This is a genomic window from Streptomyces sp. sk2.1 (assembly GCF_008120935.1).
In the GTDB taxonomy this organism is placed as follows: Bacteria; Actinomycetota; Actinomycetes; order Streptomycetales; family Streptomycetaceae; genus Streptomyces.
Genome location: NZ_RDBO01000083.1, coordinates 159,648 through 179,497, shown reverse-complemented (window position 1 = coordinate 179,497; position 19,850 = coordinate 159,648). Strand labels below are relative to the sequence as shown.

Here is a 19,850-nt window from a genome sequence, read left to right as displayed (position 1 = left end):
CTGCCCCGGACCGTTCGCACGGTCCGGGGCAGCCCCTTCAGTCGCTCGGCTCGGCTCTGCGGAGCCTCACACGTCCTTCGACATGTTCGGGCCCGTGCCACCGGCGGCCTGCTCGATCGGCGGGACGTCGGGCAGGGCCGACTTCTCCTCGCCGCGGAAGGTGAACTTCTTCTCCTCACCCTCGCCCTCGGTGCCGACGACCACGATGTGGCCGGGACGCAGCTCGCCGAAGAGGATCTTCTCGGAGAGGATGTCCTCGATCTCGCGCTGGATCGTCCGGCGCAGCGGCCGGGCGCCCATCACGGGGTCGTAGCCCTTCTTGGCGAGGAGCGTCTTGGCTTCCGCGCTGAGCTCGATGCCCATGTCGCGGTCCTTCAGGCGCTCGTCCACCTTGGCGATCATCAGGTCGACGATCTGGATGATGTCTTCCTGGCTGAGCTGGTGGAAGACGACCGTGTCGTCGACACGGTTGAGGAACTCGGGGCGGAAGTGCTGCTTCAGCTCCTCGTTGACCTTGTTCTTCATCCGCTCGTAGCCGGTCTTGACGTCGCCCTGGGCGGCGAAGCCCAGGTTGAAGCCCTTCGAGATGTCCCGCGTCCCGAGGTTGGTCGTCATGATGATGACCGTGTTCTTGAAGTCCACGACCCGGCCCTGGGAGTCGGTCAGGCGACCGTCCTCCAGAATCTGGAGCAGGGAATTGAAGATATCGGGGTGGGCCTTCTCGACCTCGTCGAAGAGGACGACGGAGAACGGCTTGCGGCGCACCTTCTCGGTGAGCTGCCCGCCCTCTTCGTAACCCACGTAACCGGGGGGAGAACCGAAGAGCCGGGAAACCGTGTGCTTCTCGCTGAATTCCGACATGTCGAGGGAGATCAGTGCGTCCTCGTCGCCGAAGAGGAATTCGGCGAGCGTCTTGGAGAGCTCCGTCTTACCGACACCGGACGGGCCGGCGAAGATGAACGAGCCACCGGGGCGCTTCGGGTCCTTCAGACCGGCCCGCGTACGGCGGATCGCCTGCGAGAGGGCCTTGATGGCGTCCTTCTGCCCGATGACGCGCTTGTGGAGCTCGTCCTCCATGCGCAGCAGACGGGAGGACTCCTCCTCCGTCAGCTTGAAGACCGGGATGCCGGTGGCGGTGGCGAGGACCTCGGCGATCAGCTCGCCGTCGACCTCGGCCACGACGTCCATGTCGCCGGCCTTCCACTCCTTCTCGCGCTTGGCCTTCGCCGCCAGCAGCTGCTTCTCCTTGTCACGGAGGGAAGCCGCCTTCTCGAAGTCCTGGGAGTCGATGGCCGACTCCTTGTCGCGGCGGACGCCCGCGATCTTCTCGTCGAACTCGCGGAGGTCCGGCGGCGCGGTCATCCGGCGGATGCGCATCCGGGAACCGGCCTCGTCGATCAGGTCGATCGCCTTGTCCGGCAGGAAGCGGTCCGAGATGTACCGGTCGGCCAGCGTCGCGGCCTGGACCAGCGCCTCGTCCGTGATGGAGACGCGGTGGTGGGCCTCGTAGCGGTCGCGCAGACCCTTGAGGATCTCGATGGTGTGCGGCAGCGAGGGCTCCGCGACCTGGATGGGCTGGAAGCGGCGCTCCAGCGCGGCGTCCTTCTCCAGGTGCTTGCGGTACTCGTCGAGCGTGGTGGCGCCGATGGTCTGCAGCTCGCCGCGGGCCAGCATGGGCTTCAGGATCGAGGCCGCGTCGATGGCGCCCTCGGCGGCACCCGCACCGACCAGCGTGTGGAGCTCGTCGATGAACAGGATGATGTCGCCGCGGGTGCGGATCTCCTTGAGGACCTTCTTCAGGCGCTCCTCGAAGTCACCGCGGTAGCGGGAGCCGGCGACCAGCGCGCCGAGGTCGAGGGTGTAGAGGTGCTTGTCCTTGAGGGTCTCGGGCACCTCGCCCTTGACGATGGCCTGCGCCAGGCCCTCGACGACCGCCGTCTTGCCGACGCCGGGCTCGCCGATGAGGACCGGGTTGTTCTTGGTACGGCGGGACAGCACCTGCATGACCCGCTCGATCTCCTTCTCGCGCCCGATGACCGGGTCGAGCTTGGATTCGCGGGCGGCCTGGGTGAGGTTCCGGCCGAACTGGTCGAGCACCAGGGACGTGGAGGGCGTGCCTTCCGCGGGGCCGCCCGCGGTCGCCGCCTCCTTGCTTCCCGAGTACCCGGAGAGCAGCTGGATGACCTGCTGCCGCACCCGGTTCAGGTCGGCGCCCAGCTTCACGAGGACCTGGGCGGCGACGCCCTCGCCCTCGCGGATCAGGCCGAGCAGGATGTGCTCGGTGCCGATGTAGTTGTGGCCGAGCTGGAGGGCCTCACGGAGCGAGAGCTCCAGGACCTTCTTGGCCCGGGGCGTGAAGGGGATGTGCCCGGACGGGGCCTGCTGGCCCTGGCCGATGATCTCCTCCACCTGCTGGCGGACCGCCTCGAGCGAAATCCCGAGGCTCTCCAGGGCCTTAGCGGCGACACCCTCACCCTCGTGGATAAGGCCCAGGAGGATGTGCTCGGTGCCGATGTAGTTGTGGTTGAGCATCCGGGCTTCTTCCTGAGCCAGGACGACAACCCGCCGCGCGCGGTCGGTGAACCTCTCGAACATCGTTAATCGCTCCTCAGAGCGGTCAGGCAGTTAGGGGTCGGTCCCCTCCCTGTCCTTCCGCAGCTTAGTCCCGCAAGCGGGGACCGCTCATTCCAACTGCCGACACCGTCCTTGGCCTCCTGCCCCGAACGCCGACAACTTCTCCAACCCGATGGTGCGAGACGATGTTCCCGCAGGCCAGGCAGATACCCCTTTCGCCAGTACGCCGATGGCGAACGTGAGATGCCCGAACCTGCGTGTCGTCCCTCCCCACTAGGGATGTCTTACCCGCAATTACAGACAGTCCATGCGGCGCGCGCCGGTTCCCTCCGCTACGGGCGAACATCTTCACGCTCCCGAATACGTCCCTACGCCCCCATCCCGGACACATTGCGCACCCGGTGGTGGACCCTGCGTAACCCCCGGGGCGTCCGGGCCGTTCTTCCGGCATGGCCATCACCATCCCGTCTCCCCCGTCGTCGGTCAGCGGCGGGCGGGAGATCCATGGCGACCGCGCCCGGTGGGCGCGGTGGTACGAACGAGAGCTCGGCTGGGCGACGGCGGGCACCGAGCCGGTGCGCCTGCTGACCGGGCTGCGGTTCGACGTGCTCCAGGTGCCCGCGGCCGTCGGCCACGCGGTGCTGCGGCGGGTGGACCGCACCGGACCCGTGGCACTGTCGGGAGCGCGGATGAACCTGCTGGTGGCGGCGGGGAGCGCCGAGGAACTGCCCGGACTGCTCGACTGGCTGGAGTGGGGAGGCATCACCCTCTCGCTGACCGCCTTCGGCGCGGGCGGCCGGATCACCGCCCCCGCGCCGCCGGGACGGGCGGCGGGCCGACCGGGGGCCGCCGTATGGCTGCGGCCCCCCGGACTGCGGCACGAGGAAGGGTCGGGACTCCCGGCCCTCACCGGTCTCGGGAGCAGGGGCGGGAGTGCTCCCGATCTCGTACGGCTGGTGGACTCGGTGGCGACGGAATGCCACCGTGCCCGGTTGATGCGTGCCCGAACGGGGCGGTCGACCGGTGGATCGACCGCTCAGCCGTTGGCCTTCTCGTAAGCTTCGCGGATCTCCGCGGGAACACGGCCCCGGTCATTCACGTTGTGGCCGTTCTCGCGGGCCCACTTGCGGATCTCCGCGGTGTCCTTGTTGCCACCCGTGACGGCGCGGCCCTTGCCGCGACCGGCCGCCGCGCGGCCACCCGTGCGCCGGCCACCCTTGGTGTACGGCTCGAGAAGGCCACGGAGCTTGTCCGCGTTGCTGGTCGTGAGGTCGATCTCGTACGTCTTGCCATCGAGGGCGAACGTGACCGTCTCGTCCGCCTCGCCGCCGTCGAGGTCATCGACAAGAAGGACCTGAACCTTCTGTGCCACTGGATTCCCTTTCATCGAAAATGCAGTACGCGGAAAGGAAACCGCTTTTCCCCGAAAAACACAAACCCCCGGGAGAGGTTCAGGATCGCGGGGGCACGGGAAACGTGCGCGATTCGGACATAGGGTTCCGGCTTCTTGTGGCGCTCACAGATGGGCCCCACAGATGGCGCTCACAGATGCAGAAGCATCCGGCTGTTGCCCAAGGTGTTCGGCTTCACTCGTTCGAGACCCAGGAACTCTGCTACGCCCTCGTCATAGGAACGCAGCAGCTCACTGTAGACATCTCCGTCGACCGGTGTCTCTCCGATCTCCACGAAGCCGTGCTTCGCGAAGAAGTCCACTTCGAAGGTGAGACAGAAAACCCTGCGCACACCCAGCCAGCGAGCGGTCTGCAACAACTTGTCGAGCACTTGATGTCCGACTCCGGCGCCCCTGATGCTGTGATCCACGGCGAGAGTACGTACTTCGGCGAGGTCTTCCCACATCACGTGCAGTGCGCCGCAGCCGATGACACGGGCGTCCTCGTCGCGTTCCGCGATCCAGAACTCCTGGATGTCCTCGTAAAGCGTCACCGTCGCTTTGTCGAGCAGGATGCCTTCGCGTACGTAGCCGTCGAGGAGACGGCGGACGGATGCCACATCGGTGGTCCTGGCACGGCGGACCGTGACGGCTACGTTTATGGCGGACGGGTCGGTACGGGAATCGGCCGGGGGAAGCTCTGAGGACATACCCCGACGCTATCGCCCGGCCTCCTCGTCCGCCCCATCGGCCGGATCTCCGTCCGTCGTGCCGGACGTCTCTTCGGCCCGGTCCCCGACCCGGTCCCCGTCGTTCCCGCCGGTCGGTCCGGCACTTGCCGCGCCGCCGTGTTCCCCGGCCCGTTCGTCCTCGTCCGCGCCTTCGTCCGCGGGTGCGTCACCGGGTTCGCCGGCCGGTGCTCCGGAGGGTCCGGCGAGATCGGGAAGAATGATCCGCATGGCGTCCTGAAGGGCTTCGCGCTGCTCGGGGGACATCATGCCGAAGAAGGCGACAAGAGCCGCCGCCGGGTTGTCGCTGCGCGACCATGCTTCGTTCATCAGTGCGGCCGAGTAGGCGGCCCGGGTGGAGACCGCCGTATATCTATATGCGCGGCCGTCGACTTCCCTGCGCACCCAGCCCTTCTGATGGAGATTGTCCATTACCGTCATGACGGTGGTGTAGGCGATGGAGCGTTCCTGTTGAAGGTCCTCCAGGACTTCCCGCACGGTGACCGGACGGTTCCATTGCCAGACCCGTGTCATCACGGCGTCTTCGAGATCTCCCAATTGGCGGGGCACAATGTCACTTTAGTGCCATATGCCCGGAATGACCGGTTATTCGTGCGACAAAAAGGCGCACGGCTCAAGACGAGCCGTGCGCCCTTCGTGTACCGCGGGGTGCCGGGCGATCAGACGCCGCCGTCCTTCGAGGACTGCTGGGACGACGATCCGAAACGCCCTATCGCCATGTCCACGGCCGCGTCCTCCTTCGCCTTGTTGGGACCGCCCTGGCTCTTGACGATCGTCACGACGAGGCCGATGAAGAAGGCGGCCATCACCACGGGGGGCACGAGCGCGGATACGTAGTCCATGGCGTCCAGGGTAGCGAGGCCGGTACGGGCCGCCCGCGCACCCCCTCCACCGCCCGCACGCCCCCTCCCGCGCCGCGGCCCTCAGCCCGCGACGCGCCGGCTCACCGGCGGGACCGGGCGGCGGCGGGGCGGGAAGACCTCCGAGGGCTTCGGCGCGGGGCGCCCGGGCGGCGCGGCGGGCCCGGGCGGCACGGTCGGGGCCTTCGGCCGTTCGGGTTCGTCGTCCGCCGCGGCCCTGCCGCCCGGCAGGGCGAGCAGCCGCCCGCGCGGCGCGGGGGCCGGCACCGGGACGGCGCGGCCGGCGAGGCGGGACCGCACCGACCGTTCCGCGAGCGTCCGGGAGCGCTCCAGGAGCTCCGCGGCCACCGGTCGATGGCGCAGGGCGCGCAGCGCGGCGAGGTCGTCGGGAACGGGGTCGTACCCGCCGGCCAGGGCGTCCTGGAGCAGCTCCAGGTAGCCGGCGGCGGAGCCGGGGAGGGCGCTGCGGTAGCGGGCGAGGTCGGCGAGGAGGAAGGCACGCATCCGTCCGGCCTCGCCGACCACCTCGTCCACGGCGCCGGCCAGGCGCAAGCAGTCCTGGACGTCCTCGTCGGGCAGGGGCATGGGGTGGAGGACGGTGGCGAGGGCGCGTCGGAGCACACGCAGCTCATCCGCGCCGAACGCCATGCCGCCCCGTGTTCCGTAAGGCGTGGGCATGAAGCGACAATACGTGCTAAATGGACAAAATCGGCTTAACGGGTCGTCGGCGGCGCGGCGGCTCCACCCCGCCCCGCGCCGCGTTCCCGCAGGTACGACCCGTTTCCGCTACAGCCGGGAGGCGTTGCGCTCGTACACCAGGCGCAGGCCGATGAGGGTCAGCCAGGGCTCGTGCTCGTCGATCACGGAGGACTCGCCCAACACCATCGGAGCAAGGCCCCCGGTCGCGATGACGGTGACGTCGTCGGGGTCGGCCGCCAGCTCCTTCTTCATCCGGGTGACCACGCCGTCGACCTGGCCGGCGAAGCCGTGGATGATGCCCGACTGCATCGCCTCGACCGTGTTCTTGCCGATCACGCTGCGCGGCCGGGCCAGCTCGATCTTGCGGAGCTGGGCGCCCCGGACGCCGAGCGCCTCGACGGAGATCTCGATGCCGGGCGCGATGACGCCACCGGTGTACTCGCCCCGGGCGGAGACCGCGTCGAAGGTGGTGGCCGTGCCGAAGTCGACGACGATCGCCGGACCGCCGTACAGGTCGACGGCGGCGACCGCGTTGACGATGCGGTCCGCGCCGACCTCCTTCGGGTTGTCCATCAGGATCGGCACCCCGGTCTTGATGCCGGGCTCGACCAGGACCGCGGGGACGTCACCGTAGTAGCGGCGGGTCACCTCGCGCAGCTCGTGCAGCACGGTCGGGACCGTGGAGCAGATCGCGATGCCCTCGATGCCGTCGCCCAGCTCCATGCCCAGCAGCGGGTGCATGCCCATCAGGCCCTGGAGGAGGACGGCGAGCTCGTCGGCGGTGCGGCGGGCGTCGGTGGAGATCCGCCAGTGCTCGACGATCTCCTCGCCGTCGAACAGGCCGAGGACGGTGTGGGTGTTGCCGACGTCGATGGTGAGCAGCATCAGGCGTCGGCCCCGTCGGTGTCGTCGTCCGCGTCGTCGGCGGCGTCTCGGAAGTCCAGGCCGATGTCGAGGATCGGCGAGGAGTGGGTGAGCGCTCCGACGGCCAGGTAGTCGACGCCCGCCTCGGCGTAGGCGCGGGCGTTGTCGAGGGAGAGCCGCCCGGAGGACTCCAGGACCGCGCGCCCGGCGACCAGGGCGACCGCCTCGGCCGTCTGCAGCGGGGTGAAGTTGTCCAGCAGGATCAGGTCGGCGCCCGCGTCGAGGACCTCGCGGACCTGCTGGAGCGTGTCGACCTCGACCTCGATCGGTACGTCGGGGAACTCGTCCCGCACCCGCTTGAACGCCTCGGCCACACCGCCCGCGGCGACGACGTGGTTGTCCTTGACCAGCGCCGCGTCCGCGAGGGACATGCGGTGGTTGACGCCGCCGCCGCAGCGGACCGCGTACTTCTCCAGGGCGCGCAGGCCCGGGGTGGTCTTGCGGGTGTCGCGGACCTCGGCCTTGGTGCCTTCGAGCGCGTCGGCCCAGGCCCGGGTGGCGGTCGCGATCCCGGAGAGCCGGCAGAGCAGGTTGAGCGCGCTGCGCTCGCCGGTGAGCAGGTCGCGGGTGCGGGTGGTGACCGTCAGCAGCTTCTGGCCGGGGGCGACCCGGTCGCCGTCCTCGACGTGGCGCTCGACCTCGAACTCCTCGGTGCAGACGATGGACAGGACGGCCTCGGCGACGCGCAGCCCGGCCACCACGCCCGCCTCGCGGGCGGTGAAGTCGCCGGTGGCCATGGCGTCCTCGGCGACCGTGGCGACGGTGGTGACGTCCACCCCGCCGTCCAGGTCCTCCTCGATCGCGACGTGCGCGACGTCCTCGACCTGCACCGGGTCCAGGCCCGCGTCGGCCAGCAGCCGCGCGAGGGCCGGGTCCAGGCCGCACTCCATGGCGTCGGGCCCGTAGGACTCGTCGCCGCCGCAGCCGCAGCCGTCCCCGCAGCCGCCCTCGGAGGCTGCGGACGCGCCGATCTGGATCAGCGGTACGTCCACGGGGGTGGGATGCGGGTTCTCTTCGGGCGTGCTCACGGTTACGGCTCCTCGGTGACGTCGGCGGAGTGGGTCTGGGGTGCGGCCGCGCGGTCCGGTTCCCGCGCGGGGTGTACGGGGCCGAATGCCTCGGTCCGTGTCGTGCGGAGGACCGGTCGGCGCCCCGGGGCGATCCGGACGACGACGTGGCGGCGCCAGTTCTCGTCGTCGCGCTCGGGCAGGTCCTCGCGCCAGTGGCAGCCGCGGGTCTCCTCGCGCCGCAGCGCGGCGGCGACCAGGACGCGCGAGACGAGCAGCAGGTTGGTGGCCTCCCACGCCTCGACGCCGGGCACCGCGGCCTTGGGCTCGGCCGTCTCCACCGCCGGGACGGCGCCCTCGTGCAGGGCCTCCAGCTCGGCTGCGGCGGCGGTCAGGCTCCCGGCGGAGCGCAGCACCCCGGCGCCCCGGGTCATGATCCGCTGGATCGCGGTCCGGGACTCGGGAGCGATCAGCGGGACGGGCGCGGAGCCGGACGCGGTGACCGGGGCACCCGCGCGGGGCCGGTCCGCGACGATGTCCGCCGCGATGCGCTCGGCGAAGACGAGCCCCTCCAGGAGGGAGTTGGACGCCAGCCGGTTCGCACCGTGCACCCCGGTGCAGGCGACCTCGCCGCAGGCGTACAGGCCGGGCACCGTCGTACGGCCCCGCAGGTCGGTGCGGACGCCGCCGGAGGCGTAGTGCGCGGCGGGGGCGACCGGGATCGGTTCGGTGACCGGGTCGATGCCGTGGGCGCGGCAGGCGGCCAGGATCGTGGGGAAGCGCCGCTCCCACATCTCGGCGCCGAAGTGGCGGGCGTCGAGGTACATGTGCGCGGTGCCGTGCAGTTCCATCCGGCGGGTGATGGCCTTGGCGACGATGTCGCGCGGCGCCAGCTCCGCCAGTTCGTGCTGTCCGAGCATGAAGCGCGTGCCGGACGCGTCGACGAGATGGGCGCCCTCGCCCCGTACCGCCTCCGACACCAGGGGCTGCTGGCCCTCGGAGTCGGAACCGAGGAAGAGGACCGTGGGGTGGAACTGGACGAATTCGAGGTCGGAGACCTCCGCCCCGGCCCGCAGCGCCAGGGCCACGCCGTCGCCGGTGGAGACCGCCGGGTTGGTCGTGGCGGAGAAGACCTGGCCCATGCCGCCGGTGGCGAGGACCACCGCGGGGGCCCGGACCGCGCCGACGCCGTCGTGCTGGCCCTCGCCCATGACGTGCAGCGTGACGCCCGCGGTGCGGCCCTCGGCGTCGGTGAGGAGGTCCAGGACGAGCGCGTTCTCGACGGTGTGCAGGGCGGCCTCGCGGACCGCGTCGACCAGGGCGCGGGAGATCTCGGCGCCCGTCGCGTCGCCGCCGGCGTGGGCGATGCGGCTGCGGTGGTGGCCGCCCTCGCGGGTCAGCGCGATGTCGCCGCCGTCCGTGGTGTCGAAGCGGGCGCCCGTCGCGATCAGCCGGCGCACCGCGTCGGGGCCCTCGGTGACCAGGGTGCGCACCGCGTCCTCGTCGCACAGCCCGGCGCCCGCGACCAGGGTGTCGTCCAGGTGCTGCTGGGGGGTGTCGCCCTCGCCGAGGGCCGCCGCGATGCCGCCCTGGGCCCAGCGGGTGGAGCCGTCGTCGAGGCGGGCCTTGGTGACGACGACGGTGGCGAGGCCCGCGGCGGCGCAGCGCAGTGCGGCGGTGAGACCGGCCACGCCGGAGCCGACCACCACGACGTCGGCGTCGATGGACCAGCCGGGGGCGGGGGCGGTCAGCCGTATTCCGGTCACGGGGTGGCTCCGAAGGTAAGCGGGATGTTGTCGATCAGGCGGGTGCGGCCCACCCGTGCGGCGACCGCGAGGATCGCGTCGCCGGTGGTGCGGTCGTCGGGGATCTCGGTGAAGTCGGCCGGGTCCACGAGCGCCAGGTAGTCCAGGGCGAGCGGCGGCTGCGCGGCCGCCGCGTCGTCGAGGACGAGGGACGCCGCGGCGCGCACCGCCGACGGACCGTCGACCGGACGGGCCAGGGCCACCGCCTGGGCGTCGGCGGCGGCACGGGCCTCGCCGAGCGCGGTGAGTGCGGCGGCCCGGCCGGTGGTGGCCGGGGTGATCTGCGCGCGGGCGTGCAGCGCCTGCTGGGCGGCGAGCCGGTCGCGGGCCGCGAACAGGGCCCGGGACAGGGCGAGGGCGGTGCGCCGCTCCGCCGCGTCCAGGAAGCGGTTGCGGCTGGAGAGCGCGAGGCCGTCCGGCTCGCGGACCGTCGCCACGCCGACGATCTCCACGGGGAAGTTCAGGTCGCGCACCATGCGGCGGATCAGCGCCAGCTGCTGGGCGTCCTTCTGCCCGTAGAACGCGAGGTCGGGGCGGGTCAGGTGGAGGAGCTTGGCCACGACGGTGAGCATCCCGTCGAAGTGGCCGGGGCGCGAGGCCCCTTCGAGCCGCTCGCCCATGGGGCCCGCGGAGATCCGGACCTGCGGCTCGCCGCCGGGGTAGACCTCGTCGACGGACGGCGCGAAGACCGCGTCGGCCCCGGCGGCGCCCGCCACGGCGAGGTCCGCGTCCAGGGTGCGGGGGTAGCGCTCCAGGTCGGCGGCCTCGCCGAACTGGAGCGGGTTGACGAAGACCGTGACGACGACCTGGCCGTCCGGGCCCGCGGCCCGCCGGGCGGCGCGGATCAGCGTGGCGTGCCCCTCGTGCAGGGCGCCCATGGTCATGACGACGGCCCGCGGCCCCCGCAGGGGGGCGAAGGCGCCGAGCTCGGCGGCGGTGCGGAGCAGGGCGGGCGCGGTCGTCGCGCCGGTCGTGGTGGTCGCTTCGGTCGCGTCGGTCATCGGGACTCCTGGGGGCCGGTACCGGTGCCCGTGCCGTCGGCCAGGACCCCGAGCAGGGCCTCGGCCGGCTCCGGCTTGAGCATGCCGTGGGCGAGTGCGCGGTCGGCGGTGGCGCGGGCCATCGCCACGTACCCGGCGACGGTCTGCGGCGCGTGCCTGCGCAGCTCGTCGAGGTGCGCGGCAACCGTGCCGGCGTCGCCGCGGGCCACCGGGCCCGTCAGGGCGTCGTCGCCGGAGCGCAGGGCGTTGTCGAGCGCGGCGCCCAGCAGCGGGCCGAGCATCCGGTCGGGGGCCGAGACGCCCGCCGTGCGCAGCAGCTCCATCGCCTGGGCGACCAGGGTGACCAGGTGGTTCGCGCCGAGGGCGAGCGCCGCGTGGTAGAGCGGACGGGACTCCTCCGCGATCCATTCGGGCTCGCCGCCCATCTCGATGACCAGCGCCTCGGCGGCGAGCCGCAGCTCCTCGGGGGCGGTCACGCCGAAGGAGCAGCCGGCCAGTCGCTGGACATCGACGGGGCTGCCGGTGAACGTCATCGCCGGGTGCAGGGCCAGCGGCAGGGCACCGGCCCGCAGCGCCGGGTCCAGGACCCGGGTGCCGTACCGCCCCGACGTGTGGACGATCAGCTGGCCCGGCCGTACCGCACCGGTCCCGGCGAGGCCCTCGACCAGGCCGGGCAGGGTGTCGTCGGGGACGGTCAGCAGGACCAGCTCGGCGCGCGCGAGGACCTCGGCGGGCGGCACCAGGGGAACGTCGGGGAGCAGGGCGGCGGCCCTGCGCCGGGAGGCGTCCGAGACGCCCGACACGGCGACCGGCCGATGCCCGGCGAGCTGCAGGGACGCGGCGAGGGCGGGTCCCACCCGGCCCGCGCCCACGACGCCGACGGTCAGACGGGCGGGGCGGTCCCTCGCGTCGAGGGGTTCCTTGGGAACTGTTGCGTTCACGCGGCGATGGCCTTCCGTTCCAGTCCGCAGGGGGTACCGGACGATTTCTTTGCATGCTACGCCAGCGTTTTCGCCCGGTCCCCGGCCGTCCACAGCCTGTGGGAAACTCCGGGCCGCCCGCCACCTCGGGGCCGACGGCCGGTGACCACGAAAACCAGATGGTTCCCGCCGGACCCTGCGTGATGATCGTCCCATGACCGAGACGGATGAGCAGGCACGGCAGCGGCGGGAGCAGGGCCCGGAACAGGGACGGGAACGGGAGCGGGCTCCGGAGCAGGGGCGGGAACAGGGGACGGAATCGGAGACCGAACAGGACCGGGAGGACGCCGGGCGGCTGCGCAGGCTGAACGCCTGGCGGACGGCCGAGCGGTCCCTGGCCCGGCTGTCCTCGGACCTTCCGCTCGGCGAACGGCTGGCCGGGCTGGCGGCGGAGGCCGGTACGGTCACCGCGCTCGACCGGCCCTCGGACTTCTACGGCGACGGCATCGTCGCCGACCTGGAGGAACGGATCGCCGGCCTGCTGGGCACGGAGGCCGCCGCGTTCTTCCCGACCGGGACGATGGCGCAGCAGGTCGCGCTGCGCTGCTGGGCGGGGCGTACCGGCAACCCCGCGGTGGCGCTGCACCCGCTCGCCCACCCCGAGGTGCACGAGCGCGGGGCGCTGGAGTCGCTGAGCGGGCTGCGCACCGTCCACCCGACGCACGAGCCCCGGCTGCCCACGGCGCAGGAGGTCCGCGACTTCCCCGAGCCGTTCGGCACCCTGATGCTGGAGCTGCCGTTGCGCGACGCCGGTTTCGTGCTGCCCACCTGGGACGAACTGGAGGCCGTGGTGGCGGCCGCGCGGGAACGCGACGCGGTGGTGCACTTCGACGGCGCGCGGCTGTGGGAGTGCGCCCCCCATTTCGGGCGGGAGCTGCCGGAGATCGCGGCGCTCGCGGACAGCGTGTACGTGTCGTTCTACAAGACCCTCGGCGGGATCTCCGGGGCCGCGCTGGCCGGTACCGCGTCCCTGGTCGAGGAGGCCCGCACCTGGCGCCACCGGTACGGCGGCCAGCTCTTCCAGCAGTTCCCGGCCGCGATCGCCGCGCTGATCGGACTGGACCGGGAGCTGCCGCGGCTGCCGTCGTACGTGGCGCAGGCGCGGATGGTGGCCGGGGCGCTGGCCGAGGGCCTCGCGGCGGCCGGCGCCGGATGGTTCCGGGTGCATCCGGAACCGCCGCACACCCACCAGTTCCAGGTGTGGCTGCCGTACGGGGCGGACGTCCTGACGGAGGCGGCGGTGCGGCAGGCGGAGGAGACGGGCGTGGCGCTCTTCCGCGCGTGGCACCCCGCGCCCTCCGGCCCGCCCGGACTGTCCTTCACCGAGGTCACGGTGGGGCGGGCGGGGCTGGAGTGGACGGCACGGGATGTGCGGGACGCGGTGGGGGAGTTCATGAAGCGGCTGGCCTGAGGGCTGCCCCGGGCCCGGGCGGTACGTCACCGGGGCGGCCGGGGGTTCCGGCGGTCACATGCTCAGGCGCCGCATCGGCCGGGCGTTCCGGGCTGATCAGGCATTCCGGGCCGGTCGGGCGTTCCGGGCCGGTCGACGGGGGCTCCGTCCCGGGCCGCCCGGGTCCGCAGCACCGCCCGCAGTGCCGCCCGGAGCCGGCCGCGCGCCGGGCGGCCCGCGATCACCGCCTCGAAACGGCGGTGGTCCCGGATCCCGCGCACCACCGCCCAGTCGTGCCGTCCCGGTTCCGGCGGCGGCGCCTCCCCCAGCCGGGCCGCGCGGTAGCTGTCGAACATGTGCTGCTGAATGGCGTCCATGGCCTCAGCGTCGTCCGGGCCGGCCGGGGCGGCCCGTCACTTGACGGGCCCCGTCAAACGACCGAGACGCTTCCCCGGACACCCCGCACCATGGAGGGGTGAGCGTGCACATCGACATCGCCGGGCTGGCGCCCGAGCACATCGTCTTCCAGACCTCCCCCCTCGCCGAGCTGGGGCTGGCCCTGCACGCCCTCGCCGAGCCCGGCCACCACCCGGGGCTGCACGGCTGGGCGACGGCGACCGCCAGTGCGCTGGAACCCGACCTCGCCGACCGGCTCCACGAGGCCGAGTTCCTGTGGCGCAACACCTTCTCGGACGTCTTCATGGCGTTCGCCGGGGTCCCCGACAGCAACGGCAGGACGGGCGCGACCCTCGCCGAGGACCTGGACACCCTCGACCGGATGGACGACGAGCGGTTCGCCTCCGCCGCCCTGGAGTTCACCTGCTCCCAGCACTACGGGACGGGCGCGCCCTCCCCGCTCAGCGACGCGACGATGCGCGCCCGCGCCCTGGACATGGCGGCGGCACGCGGCCCCCGGCAGGTGGAGTTCACCCAGCAGCTGCTGGCCGACCCCGCCCCCATGCGCCGCTGGATCCGGCGCCTCTTCGAGGACTGCGACCAGGCGTTCTTCGCCGACACCTGGCAGCGGGTGCGGGTCCAGCTGGTCGCCGACGCCCGGCACAAGACGGACCTGCTGCGGCGCAAGGGCATCGGCGAGGCGATGGCGGCGGTGTCCCCGGCGCTGTCGCTCGACGAAACCGGGACCCGGATCAACGCCGACAAGTTGGTCGAGGGCCGGACCAGCGCGGTCGACCCGGCCATCGGCCCCGGGCTCACCCTCATCCCGTCCACCTTCGGCTGGCCGCACCTGAACCTGCTGCACGCGCCGGGCTGGCGGCCGGTGATCCACTACCCGGTGCACCAGCCCGAACTGCCCTCCCCCGCCTCCGTGGAACTGCTCCAGCTGCGCATGGAGGCGCTGGCCCACCCGATGCGGATGCGCCTGTGCCGCCACCTCGCCCGTTCCCTCTACACGACCGGCGAACTCGCCGACACGCACGGCATCACGGCGCCCGAGGTCTCCCGGCACCTCGCGGTGCTGAAGAAGGCGGGTCTGGTCACCACCCGGCGGCGCGGCCGGTACGTGCTGCACCAGCTGGACCTGACCTCGGTGGCCCGGCTCGGCAGCGACTTCCTGGAGGGCATCCTGCGCTGACGCCCGACGGCACGGGCCCCGCCCCGACCTCGGACTCGCGCCCGACCCCGGACTCGTGCCCGGCACGGGGCCGCTCCCGGCCCCGTACTCGTGCCCGTACCGTTCAGCCCGCCCCGCCCCCGGCCCGGACCAGCCCCGTCTCGTACGCGAGGACCACGACCTGCACCCGGTCGCGCAGACCCAGCTTGGTGAGGATGCGGCCGACGTGCGTCTTCACGGTCGCCTCGGAGAGCACCAGGCGCGCCGCGATCTCGCCGTTCGACAGGCCCTGGGCGACCAGCAGCATCACCTCGCGTTCGCGTTCGGTGAGCCGGGCGACGTCCTTGTGCTGCGGCTCGCTGCCGCCGGTCGGCAGCAGCGCGGAGAAACGATCGAGCAGCCGGCGGGTGGTGGACGGGGCGACGACCGCGTCGCCGCTGTGCACGGAACGGATGGCGGCGAGCAGTTCGGCGGGCGGCACGTCCTTGAGCATGAAGCCGCTCGCCCCGGCCTTCAGCCCGGAGAACGCGTACTCGTCGAGGTCGAAGGTGGTCAGGATGAGCACCTTGGGGGCGTCCGGCTGCGCACAGATGCGGCGGGTGGCCTCGACGCCGTCCAGCCTCGGCATCCGCACGTCCATCAGCACCACGTCGACGGCGGTGGCGCGGAGGATCTCGATCGCCTCCGCGCCGTCGCCGGCCTCGGCCACGACCTCCATGTCCGGCTGGGCCGCGAGCACCATCCGGAAGCCGGTGCGCAGCAGCACCTGGTCGTCGACGAGCATCACGCGGATCGCCATGAGGTGTCCTGTCTCCTGTTCTGTCCCGCACCCGCGGCTTGCGGATCGAGGTCGCGGTCCGGTCCCGGGGTCGTCCGGGACGAGAACGCCTAGTGGGCCGGTTTCAGCGGCAGCAGCGCGCTGATCCGGAAGCCGCCGCCCGGTCGTGGCCCGGCGTCCAGTGTGCCGCCGACCATGCCGACCCGCTCCCGCATGCCGATCATGCCGTGCCCCGCGCCGTCGGCGCCGCCGTCCTCGTACAGTTCGTGCGCCGCGCCCCGCCCGTCGTCCTCGACGAGCAGCCCGAGTCCGTCGTCGAAGTAGACCAGCCGCACGCTGGCCCCGGCGTCCGGGCCGCCGTGCTTGCGGGTGTTGGTCAGGGCCTCCTGCACGATGCGGTACGCGGTCAGCTCGACGCCGCTGGGCAGCGGGCGCGGGGTCCCCTCGACCTTGAAGTCGACGGGCAGGCCGGTCTGCCGGACCTGTTCGATCAGGTCCTCGATCTGCTCCACGTCGGGCTGCGGGACGTACTCCCCGCTCTCCTGGGCGTCACCGGTCCGCAGCACCCCGAGCAGCCGCCGCATCTCGGCGAGCGCCTGCCGGCCGGTGCCCGAGATCGTCTCCAGGGCCTGTTTGGCCTGGTCGGGGGCCGCGTCCATGACGTACGCGGCACCGTCGGCCTGCACCACCATCACCGACACGTTGTGCGCCACGACGTCGTGGAGCTCGCGGGCGATCCGGGCCCGCTCGGCCGCCACCGCGACCTTCGCCTGCGCCTCGCGCTCCCGCTCCAGCCGGGCGGCCCGCTCCTCCAGCTGGTCGAAGTAGGCGCGCCGGGTCCGCATCGAGTCGCCGAGCACCCAGGCGAGCACGAACGGCACGGTCAGCACGATGACGACGAAGACCGCCTCGGCCCAGCTGTTCTGCTGCACCTCGTCCTGCCAACGCAGCTTGGCCAGGCCCGCCGCGCACAGGCTGCAGACCAGCGCGAGCCGGGACGCCCAGCGCTCCCCCACGGTGGCCACGGTGAAGACGATGACCAGCATGGCGAAGTTCTGGAGGCCGGGTCCGAACCCCGTGACCAGCTGCGCCATCCCCATCGCGATGGCGAGCAGCAGCATCTTCTCCGGCATGCGCCTGCGCAGCGCGACGACGACGCAGAGGCCGAGGATGATCGGGAGGGCAGCGGCCCGCGCCATACCGCTCTCCGGCATGGCCACCATGGACATGCCGGAGACCCCGAGAAGGACGACGGCCCAGAAGCAGTCGACGCCCAGCGGGTGTCTGCGGAGAAAATCGTAGAGACGCTGCACGTGACCCAGCGTAGGGACAGGCGATGGGTGCCGGGGTCAGTCGGAGGGTCGATCCGGTTTCCGGGGCCGTACTCCCCAAGGTGGAGACTTGGCCCCGTGACGGATGAGTGGCGTGGGTGGCGTGCGGCGGCGGAGACCGCCCTGTACGGGGACGGGGGTTTCTACCGGAGCCCCGAGGGGCCCGCGGGCCATTTCCGCACCTCCGTCCACACAGGTCCGCTCTTCGCCTCGGCCGTGGCCGCGCTGCTGGTCCGGACGGCGCGGGAGCTGGGCACCGACGAGGTCGACCTGGTGGATGTGGGGGCCGGGCGGGGCGAGCTGTTGACCGGGGTGCTGGCCGCGTTGCCGGCCGCGGGCGCCGGGGACCTCGCCGTACGGGCGTACGCCGTGGAGCTGGCCGACCGGCCGCCCGGCCTGGACCCGCGGATCGAGTGGCGCGCCGCGCCGCCGCCGGGGACCCGCGGCCTGCTGTTCGCCAACGAGTGGCTGGACAACGTCCCGACGGAGGTGGCCGGGACCGACGCGGACGGCGTCGAGCGGTACGTCCTCGTGCGGACGGCGGACGGCGCGGAGCGGCTGGGCGAACCGGTGACCGGGGCGGACGCCGAGTGGCTGCGCCGCTGGTGGCCGTCGGCCGGTCCCGGCGGCCGGGCGGAGATCGGCCGCCCCCGGGACGAGGCGTGGGCGGCGGCGGTGTCCACGCTGGCCGCGGGGCTCGCGGTGGCGGTGGACTACGCGCACCGGCGGGAGGCCCGGCCCCCTTTCGGCACGCTCACCGGCTTCCGGGCCGGGCGCGAGGTCCGGCCGGTGCCGGACGGCCGCTGCGACCTCACCTCGCACGTGGCCCTGGACGCGTGCGCGGCGGCGGGCGGGGAGGCGGCCGGTGTGCCGCCCGAGATCCTGACCCAGCGCGAGGCGCTGCGCGGGCTCGGCGTCGACGGCGGGCGCCCGCCCCTGGCGCTGGCGTCGAGCGATCCGGCCGGTTACGTGCGGGCCCTCGCCTCGGCGGGCGAGGCGGCGGAGCTGACGGCCCGGGGCGGCCTGGGCGACTTCGGCTGGCTGATGCAGCGCAGGGGCTGAGGCAGGGGCAGGGGCAGGGGCAGGGGCAAGCGCCGGGACGCTTCGTCTCCAGCCGGGCGCGCAGTTCCCGCGACTCCTCCAGGTCGGACTCCAGCTCGGCCAGCCGCTCCTCGGCCCGCCACTCGTCACCGGCACGGGCCCGGGTCAGCTCCGCGACCTGACGCCCCGCCTCCCGGTCCCAGCTGCGCTCCCCGCGGCGCGCACCGTGCCGGCCGCGAGCCCCGTGGCCCCGCAGGCGGCCTCCCGCCGCCAGCCGGTGCCGCAGGGCAGCTTCGACTTCTTCGGCACGCAGAAGGCGGCGAAGGCCGCGATCGAGTCCGTGCAGGACGAGGACCTCGCGGACGTGGTCGGCGAGGAGGCCCTGGCCGCGCACCGCACGGGCACGGCCGCGAACCGGGCCGTCGGCAAGGTCATCGACCTCACCGCGCACGACGAGACCGAGCAGCTCGACGTGGTGGAGCTGCGCAGCGCGATCTCGTAGCGGCCACCGGGCACCGGACCCGGGGCCGTCGGCTACTTGTCGATGTCGCCCACGACGAAGAAGAGCGAGCCCAGGATCGCCACCATGTCGGCGACCAGCGTGCCCGGCAGCAGCTCGGTGAGCGCCTGGATGTTGTTGTACGAGGCGGAGCGGAGCTTCAGCCGGTACGGGGTCTTCTCGCCCTTGGACACCAGGTAGTAGCCGTTGATGCCGAGCGGGTTCTCGGTCCAGGCGTAGGTGTGGCCCTCGGGGGCCTTCAGCACCTTGGGCAGCCGCTGGTTGATCGGGCCGGGCGGCAGCTCCGCCATCCGGTCCAGGCAGGCGTCCGCCAGGGCCAGGGAGTTGTGCGTCTGCTCCAGCAGGCACTCGAAGCGGGCCAGGCAGTCGCCCGCGTCGCGGGTGACCACCCTCAGGGTGTCCCGGAGCTCCCCGTACGCGAGGTACGGCTCGTCGCGCCGCAGGTCGAAGTCGACGCCCGAGGCGCGGGCGATCGGCCCGGACACCCCGTACGCGTGCACGGCCGCGGCGGACAGCACCCCCACGCCGCGGGTGCGGCCCCGGAAGATCTCGTTGCCGAGCACCAGGTCGTCGTACACGCCCATCCGGGACCGGACCGCGGCGACGGCGTCCCGCACCCGGCCGAGCCACCCCGCCGGGAGGTCCTCCTTGAGGCCGCCGACGCGGTTGAACATGTAGTGCATCCGGCCGCCGGAGATCTCCTCCATCACGGCCTGGAGGTCCTCGCGCTCCCGGAACGCGTGGAACATCGGGGTGATGCCGCCGAGTTCGAGCGGGTACGAGCCGAGGAACATCAGGTGGTTCAGGACCCGGTTCAGCTCGGCGAGCAGGGTGCGGGTCCAGACCGCGCGTTCGGGGACCTCCATGCCGAGCATCCGCTCCACGGCCATCACGACGCCCAGTTCGTTGGAGAACGCCGACAGCCAGTCGTGGCGGTTGGCGAGCATCACGATCTGCCGGTAGTCGCGGGCCTCGAACAGCTTCTCCGCGCCCCGGTGCATGTAGCCGATGACCGGTTCGGCGTGCTGGACGCGTTCGCCGTCGAGGACGATGCGCAGACGGAGCACGCCGTGGGTGGAAGGGTGCTGGGGGCCGATGTTGAGCACCATGTCGGTGCTCTCCGCCGCGCCGCCGATGCCGACTGTCGTCTCCGTCATGCGGCCAGTATCGCGTGAACGGGCCGGGACCACGGGTCCGGGGCGTCCGTTCCCGGCCCCGTTCCCCCCTC

General features: G+C 72.6%; 19 protein-coding genes and 1 pseudogene. 5 read left to right on the top strand and 15 right to left on the bottom strand.

Annotated elements, in window-relative coordinates; genetic code table 11:
- Positions 1-66: 66 nt before the first annotated feature.
- Positions 67-2,595 carry an ATP-dependent Clp protease ATP-binding subunit gene (locus EAO76_RS37670; RefSeq protein WP_148840714.1) on the bottom strand — a complete coding sequence of 843 codons (2,529 nt, stop codon included), beginning with the start codon at positions 2,593-2,595 and terminating at the stop codon, positions 67-69.
- A 428-nt stretch (positions 2,596-3,023) separates the two neighbouring features.
- Here EAO76_RS37670 and EAO76_RS37660 point away from each other — a divergent pair, with 428 nt between their 5' ends.
- Positions 3,024-3,632: an SCO3374 family protein gene (locus EAO76_RS37660; protein WP_148840713.1), complete on the top strand. Its 609-nt coding sequence runs from the start codon at positions 3,024-3,026 to the stop codon at positions 3,630-3,632.
- Here the strand turns inward: EAO76_RS37660 and EAO76_RS37655 are convergent.
- The 10 genes from EAO76_RS37655 to EAO76_RS37610 form a co-directional block, all read right to left on the bottom strand.
- Positions 3,611-3,946: an Lsr2 family protein gene (locus EAO76_RS37655; RefSeq protein WP_093894032.1), complete on the bottom strand. Its 336-nt coding sequence runs from the start codon at positions 3,944-3,946 to the stop codon at positions 3,611-3,613. The genes EAO76_RS37660 and EAO76_RS37655 overlap by 22 nt on opposite strands.
- Positions 3,947-4,116: 170 nt before the next feature.
- Positions 4,117-4,674 (bottom strand): amino-acid N-acetyltransferase, encoded by a 558-nt coding sequence (locus EAO76_RS37650; protein ID WP_148840712.1) that lies wholly within the window; start codon positions 4,672-4,674, stop codon positions 4,117-4,119.
- A 9-nt stretch (positions 4,675-4,683) separates the two neighbouring features.
- A complete protein-coding gene (locus EAO76_RS46925) occupies positions 4,684-5,226 on the bottom strand; it encodes a BlaI/MecI/CopY family transcriptional regulator (protein ID WP_376038951.1) in 543 nt (180 codons plus the stop codon).
- Positions 5,227-5,372: 146 nt separating this feature from the next.
- A complete protein-coding gene (locus EAO76_RS37640) occupies positions 5,373-5,555 on the bottom strand; it encodes a hypothetical protein (protein ID WP_148840711.1) in 183 nt (60 codons plus the stop codon).
- An 81-nt stretch (positions 5,556-5,636) separates the two neighbouring features.
- The gene (locus EAO76_RS37635; protein WP_148840853.1) at positions 5,637-6,221 is read right to left on the bottom strand and encodes a hypothetical protein; all 585 of its coding nucleotides are present in this window, start codon (positions 6,219-6,221) and stop codon (positions 5,637-5,639) included.
- A gap of 138 nt (positions 6,222-6,359) precedes the next feature.
- Entirely contained in the window at positions 6,360-7,157 is a 798-nt protein-coding gene (locus EAO76_RS37630; RefSeq protein WP_148840710.1) for a type III pantothenate kinase, read from the bottom strand.
- Positions 7,157-8,224, bottom strand: coding sequence for a carboxylating nicotinate-nucleotide diphosphorylase (nadC, locus tag EAO76_RS37625; protein WP_148840709.1), 1,068 nt, complete (start codon positions 8,222-8,224; stop codon positions 7,157-7,159). The genes EAO76_RS37630 and nadC overlap by 1 nt, the downstream gene beginning before the upstream one ends.
- A 2-nt stretch (positions 8,225-8,226) precedes the next feature.
- Positions 8,227-9,969, bottom strand: a complete 1,743-nt coding sequence (locus EAO76_RS37620) for an L-aspartate oxidase (RefSeq protein WP_148840708.1) — start codon at positions 9,967-9,969, stop codon at positions 8,227-8,229.
- Positions 9,966-11,009, bottom strand: a complete 1,044-nt coding sequence (panC, locus tag EAO76_RS37615; protein ID WP_148840707.1) for a pantoate--beta-alanine ligase — start codon at positions 11,007-11,009, stop codon at positions 9,966-9,968. Before panC ends, EAO76_RS37620 begins: the two co-directional genes overlap by 4 nt.
- Positions 11,006-11,950: a Rossmann-like and DUF2520 domain-containing protein gene (locus EAO76_RS37610; protein ID WP_148840706.1), complete on the bottom strand. Its 945-nt coding sequence runs from the start codon at positions 11,948-11,950 to the stop codon at positions 11,006-11,008. The genes panC and EAO76_RS37610 overlap by 4 nt, the downstream gene beginning before the upstream one ends.
- Before the next feature lie 193 nt (positions 11,951-12,143).
- Here EAO76_RS37610 and EAO76_RS37605 point away from each other — a divergent pair, with 193 nt between their 5' ends.
- Positions 12,144-13,400 (top strand): low specificity L-threonine aldolase, encoded by a 1,257-nt coding sequence (locus tag EAO76_RS37605; protein ID WP_148840705.1) that lies wholly within the window; start codon positions 12,144-12,146, stop codon positions 13,398-13,400.
- Positions 13,401-13,462: 62 nt separating this feature from the next.
- Here the strand turns inward: EAO76_RS37605 and EAO76_RS37600 are convergent, their stop codons facing one another.
- Positions 13,463-13,756 carry a hypothetical protein gene (locus EAO76_RS37600; protein ID WP_148840704.1) on the bottom strand — a complete coding sequence of 98 codons (294 nt, stop codon included), beginning with the start codon at positions 13,754-13,756 and terminating at the stop codon, positions 13,463-13,465.
- A gap of 104 nt (positions 13,757-13,860) precedes the next feature.
- Between EAO76_RS37600 and EAO76_RS37595 the strand changes: the two genes are divergently transcribed.
- On the top strand, positions 13,861-14,973 hold the full coding sequence (locus EAO76_RS37595; RefSeq protein WP_148840852.1) for a DUF5937 family protein: 1,113 nt from the start codon (positions 13,861-13,863) through the stop codon (positions 14,971-14,973).
- Positions 14,974-15,076: 103 nt separating this feature from the next.
- Here the strand turns inward: EAO76_RS37595 and EAO76_RS37590 are convergent, their stop codons facing one another.
- On the bottom strand, positions 15,077-15,751 hold the full coding sequence (locus EAO76_RS37590; RefSeq protein ID WP_148840703.1) for a response regulator transcription factor: 675 nt from the start codon (positions 15,749-15,751) through the stop codon (positions 15,077-15,079).
- Between the two features lie 89 nt (positions 15,752-15,840).
- The gene (locus EAO76_RS37585) at positions 15,841-17,043 is read right to left on the bottom strand and encodes a sensor histidine kinase (protein ID WP_148840702.1); all 1,203 of its coding nucleotides are present in this window, start codon (positions 17,041-17,043) and stop codon (positions 15,841-15,843) included.
- 96 nt (positions 17,044-17,139) lie between these two features.
- Here EAO76_RS37585 and EAO76_RS37580 point away from each other — a divergent pair, with 96 nt between their 5' ends.
- On the top strand, positions 17,140-18,123 hold the full coding sequence (locus EAO76_RS37580; protein ID WP_148840701.1) for an SAM-dependent methyltransferase: 984 nt from the start codon (positions 17,140-17,142) through the stop codon (positions 18,121-18,123).
- Positions 18,124-18,295: 172 nt separating this feature from the next.
- A pseudogene (locus tag EAO76_RS37575) lies at positions 18,296-18,604 on the top strand (hypothetical protein); the annotation flags it as partial.
- Between the two features lie 32 nt (positions 18,605-18,636).
- On the opposite strand, the gene EAO76_RS37570 reads toward EAO76_RS37575, so the two are convergent.
- Positions 18,637-19,779, bottom strand: a complete 1,143-nt coding sequence (locus EAO76_RS37570) for an NADH-quinone oxidoreductase subunit D (RefSeq protein WP_148840700.1) — start codon at positions 19,777-19,779, stop codon at positions 18,637-18,639.
- Positions 19,780-19,850 lie beyond the last annotated feature (71 nt).